Here is a 10,224-nt window from a genome sequence, read left to right as displayed (position 1 = left end):
GTGCCGGCACGGCGGACCAGCACCGGGCCTCCAGGCTGTTCCTTCGGGCGCGGGGCGCACCGCGGAAGCGACAGATCGCGTGCTGGTGGCGGGGTCCGCGCTGGCAGAGCGACAGATGTGAGCAGTCATCGCGCGGAGAACTGTCGCTTTCGCGAAAGCGACACGCCGCGCCCGCGCGGGCAGCGCGGCCACGAGGGTCAGCCGCGCGCACCACGCCGCACCGCCGCGCGCGGCCGTGGGTACGGTGGCGACATGAGTGACGAACGCATCGAGTCCCAGTGGTGGTTCAACGAGAAGACGCACGAGGTGGAGCAGGGCCCGCAGTCGCCGCAGCGCGACCGCATCGGCCCGTTCGACACCCGTGAGGAGGCGCAGCACGCCCTCGACCGCATCAAGGCGAACAACGAGCGGTGGGACGACGAAGACTGACCCGGGAACCAATAGGCTGAACACCCCAGCTGCTCCACGGAAAGGGCGTCAATGGACAAGCAGACGGACTTCGTGCTCCGCACCATCGAGGAGCGCGGCATCAAGTTCATCCGACTCTGGTTCACCGACGTCATCGGGACGCTCAAGTCGGTCGCGATCGCGCCGGCCGAGGTCGAGGGTGCCTTCGCCGAGGGCATGGGCTTCGACGGCTCCGCGATCGAGGGCCTGACCCGCAGCTACGAGGCCGACGTGCTCGCGCACCCGGACCCCTCGACGTTCCAGATCCTCCCGTGGCGCGGCGAGATCGACCCGACCGCGCGGATGTTCTGCGACATCACGACGCCGGACGGGCAGCCCGCCGTCGCCGACCCGCGCAACGTCCTCAAGCGGACGCTGGCGAAGGCGAGCGAGCGCGGGTTCACGTTCTACACGCACCCGGAGATCGAGTTCTACCTGCTGAAGAGCCGCGACTGGAAGGACGGCGGCCCCCAGCCCGTCGACCAGGCCGGCTACTTCGACAACGTCCCCGGTGGCAGCGCGCACGACTTCCGCCGCCGTTCGGTCCGCATGCTCGAGGACCTCGGCATCTCGGTGGAGTTCTCCCACCACGAGGCCGGTCCCGGTCAGAACGAGATCGACCTCCGCTACGCCGACGCGTTGACGATGGCGGACAACATCATGACGTTCCGCACGGTCGTGAAGGAGGTGGCGATCGAGCAGGGCGTCTACGCGACGTTCATGCCGAAGCCGATCTCCGGGCAGCCCGGTTCGGGCATGCACACGCACGTTTCGCTCTTCGAGGGCGACCAGAACGCCTTCTACGAGGCCGGTGGGCAGTACCAGCTCTCCGAGACCGCGAAGCACTTCATCGCCGGTGTGCTCCGCCACGCGCCCGAGATCACCGCGGTCACGAACCAGTTCGTGAACTCGTACAAGCGGCTCTGGGGCGGCGACGAGGCCCCGTCGTTCGTGACGTGGGGGCACAACAACCGCTCCGCGCTCGTCCGCGTCCCGCTGTACAAGCCGAACAAGGGCCAGTCGGCGCGTATCGAGTACCGCGGGATCGACTCCGCGGCGAACCCGTACCTCGCGTACTCGCTGCTCCTCGCGGCCGGGCTCAAGGGCATCGACGAGGGCTACGAGCTCCCCGCCGAGGCCGAGGACAACGTCTGGAGCCTCTCGGACTCGGAGCGACGCGCGCTCGGCTACAAGCAGCTCCCGGCGAGCCTCGACCACGCACTCGGCCTCATGGAGGACTCCGAGCTCGTGGCGGAGACCCTCGGCGAGCAGGTCTTCAACTTCGTGCTGCTGAACAAGCGGCAGGAGTGGCGGGCCTACCGCGACCAGGTGACGCCGTTCGAGCTCGACACGAACCTCGGCGCCCTCTGACACGCCCCGATGACCGGTCGGACGAAGACGTCACGTTCCGAGCTCGCACGGCTCGGCTTCGCCGAGCTCTCGGAGAGCCTCGAGCGGATCGCCACGCTCGAGCGGGTGCCCGGCCTGGAGGCGCGGCTCGGCTCCGTCCTGCCCCACACGGCTCCCGGGTCTGACGCGGCGGGCGGCGGGGCCGCTCCCGCTGGCCTGCCCGGTTTCGACCCGGCTGCTGTCTGGGGCGCCACGGCGGACCCCGACGGTGCCCTCCGGTCGCTCGAACGCCTGTCCGAGCGCGCCCCGGAGGACCTCGGTGCCGTCTTGGCCGACGGTGCCGCGGCCGAGCGGCTCATCCGGTTGCTCGGGGCATCGGTCGGGCTCGGTGAGTTCCTCCACCGTCGGCCGGCCGAACTCGCGTTGCTCTTCGACCGCGTGACGCCCCCGTGGACCCAGGACGCGTACACCGCCTCGTTGCTCGACGCCGTGGACGGAGCCACCGGTGAGGACGCGCGGCTCCGACTCCGCGTGCGCTACCGGCGGCACCTCGCGCACATCGCCCTGTTCGACGTCCTGCACGAGGCCCCGACCGAGGCGTTCCCCGCCGTGGCCGCCGGGCTCGCCGACCTCGCCGGTGCCGCGCTCGAGGCCGCGGTCGACATCGCCCGGCGTGAGGTCCCGTTCCCGTCCACCGACGTCGAGGCGACCCCGCTCGCGGTCATCGCGATGGGCAAGGCCGGCGCCCGCGAGCTCAACTACGTCAGCGACGTGGACGTCATCTTCGTGACCGAACCGACCCGCGACGAGGACGCCGACACGGGCGTCGGTACCGACCGTGCCGTGCTCATCGCCACGCGTCTGGCGGTCGCCGCGACCCACGCGATCACCGACCTCGCCGCGGAGCCCGCGCTGTGGGAGGTCGACGCGAACCTCCGACCGGAAGGCAAGGACGGTGCACTCGTCCGGACGCTCGACTCGCACGTGGCGTACTACCAGCGGTGGGCGAAGGAGTGGGAGTTCCAGGCGCTCCTCAAGGCCCGGCCGATCGCGGGTTCCGCCGACCTCGGGCAGCGGTACGCCGAGGCCGTCGCCCCCTTCGTGTGGAACTCCGCCACCCGACCGGGCTTCGTCGAGTCCGTGCAGCGCATGCGGGAGCGCGTCACGGAGCACATCCCGGACGCCGAGGTGGAACGGCAGCTGAAGCTGGGCCCCGGTGGCCTGCGCGACGTCGAGTTCACGGTGCAGCTCCTGCAGCTCGTGCACGGCCGGGACGACGAGAGCGTCCGCGAGCGGTCGACGCTCGACGCGATGGAGGCCCTCACCCGTGCTGGCTACGTCGGTCGTCCCGAGGCCGCGCGCTTCGGCCCGGACTACGCCCTGCTCCGCGTCCTCGAGCACCGCATCCAGCTCCGGCGGCTGCAGCGCACGCACCTCATGCCCTCCGACGAGGAGGAGCTGCGCGTCCTCGCACGGGCGAGTGGTTTCGCGACCTCCGCACCGGCGCTGGAGACCCGATGGCGGTCGGTCAAGCTCGAGGTCCGCGGGCTCCACGAGCGGCTGTTCTACCGCCCGCTGCTGTCTGCGGTCGCCGCGACCGACGGCGACATCGTCCTGACGAGCGACCAAGCGGCCGACCGCCTCGGCGCGATCGGCTTCGCCGACCCGGCCGGCGCACTCGGGCACATCCGCGCGCTCACCCAGGGCACGAGTCGTCGCGCGACCATCCAACGCAACCTGCTCCCGGTGCTCCTGCGGTGGATGGCCGAGGGTCCGGCGCCGGACCGGGCACTGCTGGCGTTCCGGCGCCTCAGCGACACGTTGGGGGAGTCGAGCTGGTTCCTCCGGATGCTCCGCGACTCCTCCGGTGCGGCGCACTCGCTCACGACCGTGCTGTCCGAGTCGGCGTTCTTGTCCGGGCTGCTCGAACGGTTCCCCGAGGCCGTGGCGTGGCTCGACGAACCCGAGTCCCTCCTGCGGCCGAGGCCGATCGAGTCGCTGCTCGCCGAGATGACCGCGACCACCGCCCGGCACGGGGACGACGTCGACGGCTCGGCCGCCCTCGTGCGGTCCGCCCGACGTCGGGAGACCCTCCGGCTCGGCATGGCGGCGGTGCTCGGCTGGCTCGACGTCGACGCCCTCGGTCCGGCACTCACCGACGTCACCGAGGCGACCCTCGCCGGCGCCCTCACACTCGCCCGGCGGAACGCTCCCGAGGGGCTCGAGTTCGGCATCGTCGCGATGGGACGGTACGGCGGTCGCGAGCTCGGGTTCGGCTCCGACGCGGACGTCCTCTACGTGTACCGCGCGGCGGAGGGCACCGAGCCCGAGGTCGCGTCACGCGCTGCGCAGGCGATCGTCCGCGAGCTCGGACGCCTCACCGAGGACGCCATCCACCCGTTCGAGCTCGACGTGGACCTGCGGCCCGAGGGGAAGAACGGTCCGCTCGTCCGGACGCTCGACTCCTACGCCGCCTACTACGCCCGGTGGTCCCTGACGTGGGAGGCGCAAGCGCTGCTCCGTGCCCGCGGGGCCGTGGGGGACCAGCAGCTGCTCCGCGACTTCGAGCACCTCGCCGACCGCACCCGCTACCCCGAGCAGATCGACGACCACGCCGTCCGCGAGGTCCGACGCATCAAGGCCCGCGTCGAGTCCGAACGACTGCCTCGCGGCGCGGACCCCGCACGGCACCTCAAGCTCGGCCGCGGCTCGCTGAGCGACGTCGAGTGGTTCGTGCAGCTCCTGCAGCTCCAGCACGCGCTCACGGTGCCCGGGCTCCGGACGACCTCGACGCTCGAGGCCCTGGCGGCCGCGACGGAGGCCGGCCTCGTCGCGCCGGACGACGCCGAACGGCTCGGTGCGGCGTGGCGCTTCGCCTCACGGGCCCGCAGCGCCCTCGTGCTCTGGTCGGGGAAGACCACGGACGTGCTGCCCGTCGACCGCATCCAGCTCGAGGGCATGGCGCGTTTGATGGAGTACCCGCCGGGCTCCGCGACGCGGCTCGAGGAGGACTACCTCGGCGTCACGCGGCGCGCCCGCCAGGTGTTCGAGCGGGCGTTCTACGGCGCCTGACCCCGACGCACGCGCGGTGTGACGCGGCCGTGGAGCGCCGCCGACACGCCCGGGACGACGTCTTCGGAGCGGAGATGACGTGTCGTCGAAAGTGAATTCCGCGTGTCCGGAACCGTCCCCCACTGCTTCCGCGCTTGTACCCCGCGAATGGGATCGCTCCCAGCCTGAGAGCCGTCGGCTGTCGCCGTCCCGAAGCCTGTGAGGATGACGATCGCCGGCGAAGCGGGTCGCCACGCAACCAGCCGCTGACCGGGGTTTTCCGTCGGAGGCGACACGTGCCTCCAGGCCGACCGCCGATCCTCCGTCCGTGCGGCGGTCACGTGGAGCGGTCCGCCGGATTGCTGTCAGCACTGGTGGGGACAACGTCGGTCCGCTCGGAGGCGGACCACGTTGTACCCCGTAACGTGCCGGTAACACCCCCGGACTGGGGCCGTGTTGCGAGGGGTGTCACGTTTCTGCATCAATGGCTCCACCCGAACCGACCACTGGTTCCTCGATGAAGCGGAATCCCCACCTCGAACGTTGAAGCAGGGATCGATGTTCACCTTCATTCTGCAGATCCGGCAGATGGTCGAAGGGCGCCCCGAGTTCTACCTGTTCGCCGTGTACTCCGCGGTGATCTGGTTGCTCTGGCTGCTCAAGGTCGTCTTGTCCGCCCGCTACCGCCCCTTCACCGGCACGTACACCGGTACCACCAGCGTCGTCGTCCCCGTCGTGGACGAACCGCTCGACCTCTTCCGGGACGTCATCGGCCGCATGGTCGAGCAGCAGCCCGGCGAGATCATCGTCGTCATCAACGGCGCCCGGAACGAAGCGCTCGAGGGGGTGTGCGACGAGTTCGCCCCGCTCGTCCGCTGGGCCCACACGCCGATCCCCGGCAAGCGCAACGCCGTCAAGGTCGGCACCGAGATGTCGAACGGCGACATCACGATCCTCGTCGACTCCGACACCGTGTGGACCCCCGGCACGCTGTCCGAGCTCCTCAAGCCCTTCGCGGACGAGTCCGTCGGCGGCGTCACCACGCGGCAGCGCATCCTCGAGCCGACCCGCAGCTGGATCACCCGCTGGGCGGACTGGCTGGAGAACTCGCGCGCGCTGTACTCGATGCCCGCACAGAGCGTCCTCGGGCAGATCGGTTGCCTCCCCGGCCGCACGATCGCGTTCCGCCGCAACATCCTCATGCGCGTCATGGACAAGTTCATGCACGAGAAGTTCATGGGCGTCTTCCTCGAGGTCTCCGACGACCGGACCCTGACGAACCTCACGCTCAAGGAGGGGTACCGGACCGTCTACCAGTACACCTCGCTGGTCTACACGGACGCCCCGCTCCAGGTGAAGAAGCTCTTCAAGCAGCAGCTCCGCTGGGCCCGCGGCTCGCAGTACAACACGCTCCGGATGATGCCGTGGATGATCGGGCACGCGCCGATCCTCGCGCTCTTCTTCGTGACCGACATCATCCTGCCGTTCATGCTCTTCGGCGTGATCGCCGGCTGGATCTACCGCGCGGCGACCGGTCAGGGCGAGAACCTCTACCAGGGCATCCTGCACCAGTACGGCTTCTCGACCGGGTTCGTCTACGTGGCGGCGCTCATGGTCGTCTCGAGCGTGCTGAGCATGGCGATCCGCCAGATCCGGCACCTCTCCGAGAAGCCGAGCGACTTCTTCCGCCTGCCGATGTTCATCATCGTGTCGACGTTCTTCCTCATGCCGATCCGGCTCATCGGCTTCTTCCGCCTGGCCCACGCGTCCGGCTGGGGGACCCGCGCCGGAGCCTACGCCGGCGGTCCGATGGAGGAGGACCCTGCGCAACCGCAGCAGGTCGAGGCCCGCACCCCGGTCAGCCCGGTCGACGCGCCCCGGTACTCCGACGACCAGGCGGCTGCCGACCGCGCCTTCGACGAGATCTTCGGCGCCGGTGCCAGCACCCGACGGACCGAGTTCGACGACGGAGCCGACGCGACGACCAACTCGACCGCGACCGTGCTCGCGACCCGACGCTCGCCCGAGCACGCGGTCGCCGCGGCGCCGACCCGCGCCGCCGTGAAGCCGGCCAAGGTCCGTCGCTACAACCCGTACGCCGCGATCCCGTACGTGATCGGGTTCGCGATCTTCGCCCTGGAGGCGTTCCTCATTGTCTGACCTCATCCGCTCCTCCGGTGCTTGGTGGGCCCAGTCCAGCAAGCACGCTCGACTCACCGCCGTCGGGACGACCGCGATCCTGGTCGTCCTCGGCCTCATCACCTGGACGGTCTGGGTGTCCCCGGCCGGTCCGGTGTCCACCGCCGTCCACCAGGCGCTCGGCGTGACGCCGCCGAAGAAGCAGGTCTCCGCCGCCGAGCTGCAGACGAAGCTCACCGCGGCCCAGGAGAAGATCTGGGCCCTCGAGGGCAAGCTCGACTCCACGACCGCCAAGGCCGGGTCGCGTGGCGACCAGATCGCCGACCTCAAGGCGCAGCTCGCCTCGCTGCAGTCGCAGCTCGGCGCTGCGAAGAGCCGGTCGGGAGGCACGGCGAACGCCAGTGGGTCGGGTGCCGGCTCCGACGGGGCCGGTTCCGGCTCCGGCGGGTCCGGCTCGTCGGGCGGCTCCGGCAGCTCGAACGGCTCCGGCAGCGGCTCCGGTGGTGGCTCCGGGAACCACGGCGTCACGAACCCCAACGGTGGTCCCTCGAAGGACCCCGGCACGACTCCGGTCGCCGTCCCGACCAAGGCACAGATCATGGCGCAGCCGGCTCGCTGGTACGGCCTCTACACGGCGCAGTCGCCCTTCAACTGGGCCGAGTACGACGAGGTGTCGCAGCAGGTCGGCAAGGCCACGAACATGACCGGGTTCTTCCAGGGCTTCGACCAGGACTTCAACGCCAGCGCGGTCCAACGCTCGTGGGCGAACGGCCGACTGCCGCTCATGACCTGGGAATCCGTACCCGCCAAGACGGGCAACGATGCGAAGTACGTCCCCGGCTACACCAACCAGGACATCGTCGCGGGCAAGTTCGACGCCTACCTGACGAAGTACGCCAAGGCCCTGGCCGCCAACGGGCAGCCGATGGTCATCCGGCTCGACCACGAGATGAACGGCTCCTGGTACAACTGGTCGGAAGGCACCGCACAGCAGAACGCCGCCGGGTCCTACGTCGCGATGTGGCAGCACGTGCACGACGTCTTCCAGGCCAACGGCGCCAACCAGTACGTCATCTGGAACTGGGCGCCGAGCCGCATCGACAAGCTCGGGAACGACAAGTACATGCAGCTCGACTACCTGCGTGAGTACTACCCGGAGTCGAAGTACGTCGACTGGGTCGGCATGAGTGGCTACTACCGCACCGCCTCCGAGTCGCCGACGTTCGACAACACGTTCGGCAAGACCCTCGCTCAGCTCCGTCAGATCGCACCGGACAAGAAGATCCTCCTCAGCGAGATCGGTGCGACCGAGACCGGCACGTCCGTGAGCAACGGGCAGAAGGCGAAGTGGATCACCTCGCTCTTCGACGGCCTCGCCGATCCGGCCAACGACGACGTCATCGGCTTCTCGTACTTCAGCGAGACCGCCACGACCATCGTGGACGGCACCCGGACCACCAACGACTGGCGACTCAACTCCCGCGCCGACAGCCTCCAGGCCTTCGTGGACGGCATCGCGCGCACCGACACCGACTACGACCTGCAGGAGGTCAAGAAGTGACCGCTCCGAAGAAGACCGAGCCCTCCGTCGACTCGCGTCCCGCTCCCGTCATCAGCGTCATCGGCACCGGCTACCTCGGCGCCACCCACGCGGCCGCCATGGCCGAGATGGGCTTCGAGACCATCGGCGTGGACGTCGACCCCGCGAAGCTCGCCGCCCTCACGGCCGGCGAGGTCCCGTTCTTCGAGCCCGGGCTCCCCGAGCTCATCACGAAGCACGTGGCGAGCGGCAAGCTCCGCTTCACGGCGTCGCTGCCCGAGGCCGTCGCCGCGGCCGACGTGCACTTCGTCTGCGTGGGCACCCCGCAGAAGGCCGGGTCGCACGCCGCGAACCTCGCCTACGTGGAGGCCGCCACCCGCGGCGTCGCCGAGCACCTCACGCACCCCGGCCTCATCGTCGGCAAGTCGACCGTCCCGGTCGGCACCGCGGCCCGGCTGCGCGAACTCGTCCGCGAGTTCACGCCGGCCGGCATCGACGCGGAGCTCGTCTGGAACCCCGAGTTCCTCCGCGAGGGCAAGGCCGTCGAGGACACCCTCCACCCGGACCGCCTCGTCTGGGGCGGCGCCTCGCCCGAGGCCGACGCGGTGATCCGGGAGGTCTACGCCGCCCCGATCGCCGAGGGGTGCCCGGTCATCACGACGGACCTCGCGACGGCCGAACTCGGGAAGGTCAGCGCGAACGCGTTCCTCGCGACGAAGATCTCGTTCATCAACGCGATCTCGGAGATGTGCGCCATCACCGGGGCCGATGTGTCGACCCTCGCCGACGCCCTCGGACACGACGCCCGCATCGGCCGGAAGTTCCTCAACGCCGGCCTCGGCTTCGGCGGCGGCTGCCTGCCGAAGGACATCCGTGCGCTCATGCACCGGGCGAACGAGCTCGGCGCGGGCCGGGTCGTCGGCCTCATGCAGCAGGTCGACGAGATCAACATGGGGCAGCGCGAACGGGTCATCGACATGGCCATCGAGGCCGTCGGGGGATCGGTGCTCAACCGCCGCGTCGCCGTCATCGGTGCTGCGTTCAAGCCCCTCACCGACGACGTCCGCGACTCGCCGGCGCTCAACGTCGCCGCTGCGCTGCACCTCCGCGGCGCCCAGGTCTCGCTGTGGGACCCGGAGGCGAACGAGACCGCGCGCCGCTCCTTCCCGACGCTGACCTACGCCGCGACGAAGGAGGCCGCGATCGAGGGCGCCGACGTGGTGCTCGTCCTCACCGAGTGGGACGAGATCATCGAGGCGTCGCCGGTCGCGCTCGGTGCGGTCGTCGGGCGTCGTGTCGTGATCGACGCGCGCAACTGCCTCCCGGTCGCGGACTGGGTCGAGGCGGGTTGGGCAGTCCGTTCCCTGGGACGGCCCACTCCGGTCACGGGTGCACCCGTGAGCGTCGCCGCGGGGGCGAACGACGTGCTGGCGACGGCACGCTAGTCCCGCCACCGCAACGAGCGGGGTCCGTGCCGGGGGCGGCGCGGACCCCGCTTCGGCGTGTGCGCTGACCAGACTTCGTGTGCCGGGGTCCTGGTGCGCGGCCGTCCTGTCGCATCCTCGGAAGCGACAGCACGGCGCGCGACGTCTCGTCAGTACCCTGTCGCTCGTGCGGCCCGCACGGCGCGGGCTCGCGTCGTCACGTCGCTCCCGCGTGGTCCGCGGTGTGCGGAGCGACCGTCTGGAGGCCCGGTG

At 70.4% G+C, this 10,224-nt stretch carries 6 protein-coding genes; all 6 read left to right on the top strand.

Annotated elements, in window-relative coordinates; all coding sequences use genetic code 11:
* Nucleotides 1–252 precede the first annotated feature (252 nt).
* Nucleotides 253–429 (top strand): SPOR domain-containing protein, encoded by a 177-nt coding sequence (locus tag ACSW7Y_RS13290; protein WP_152997990.1) that lies wholly within the window; start codon nt 253–255, stop codon nt 427–429.
* 51 nt (nt 430–480) lie between these two features.
* Nucleotides 481–1,818, top strand: coding sequence for a type I glutamate--ammonia ligase (gene glnA, locus ACSW7Y_RS13285; protein WP_438126747.1), 1,338 nt, complete (start codon nt 481–483; stop codon nt 1,816–1,818).
* A 9-nt stretch (nt 1,819–1,827) separates the two neighbouring features.
* A complete protein-coding gene (locus ACSW7Y_RS13280) occupies nt 1,828–4,869 on the top strand; it encodes a bifunctional [glutamine synthetase] adenylyltransferase/[glutamine synthetase]-adenylyl-L-tyrosine phosphorylase (protein ID WP_438126746.1) in 3,042 nt (1,013 codons plus the stop codon).
* Nucleotides 4,870–5,406: 537 nt separating this feature from the next.
* On the top strand, nt 5,407–7,008 hold the full coding sequence (locus tag ACSW7Y_RS13275) for a glycosyltransferase family 2 protein (RefSeq protein WP_438126745.1): 1,602 nt from the start codon (nt 5,407–5,409) through the stop codon (nt 7,006–7,008).
* Nucleotides 7,001–8,548 (top strand): glycosyl hydrolase, encoded by a 1,548-nt coding sequence (locus tag ACSW7Y_RS13270; RefSeq protein ID WP_438126744.1) that lies wholly within the window; start codon nt 7,001–7,003, stop codon nt 8,546–8,548. The genes ACSW7Y_RS13275 and ACSW7Y_RS13270 overlap by 8 nt, the downstream gene beginning before the upstream one ends.
* Entirely contained in the window at nt 8,545–9,972 is a 1,428-nt protein-coding gene (locus tag ACSW7Y_RS13265; RefSeq protein ID WP_438126743.1) for a UDP-glucose dehydrogenase family protein, read from the top strand. Before ACSW7Y_RS13270 ends, ACSW7Y_RS13265 begins: the two co-directional genes overlap by 4 nt.
* The last annotated feature ends 252 nt before the right edge of the window (nt 9,973–10,224 follow it).

This window comes from Curtobacterium flaccumfaciens (genome assembly GCF_051548005.1).
Classification (GTDB): domain Bacteria; phylum Actinomycetota; class Actinomycetes; order Actinomycetales; family Microbacteriaceae; genus Curtobacterium.
Note: the sequence above shows the minus strand (reverse complement) of the source record. Positions and strands in the feature narration are given on the sequence as shown.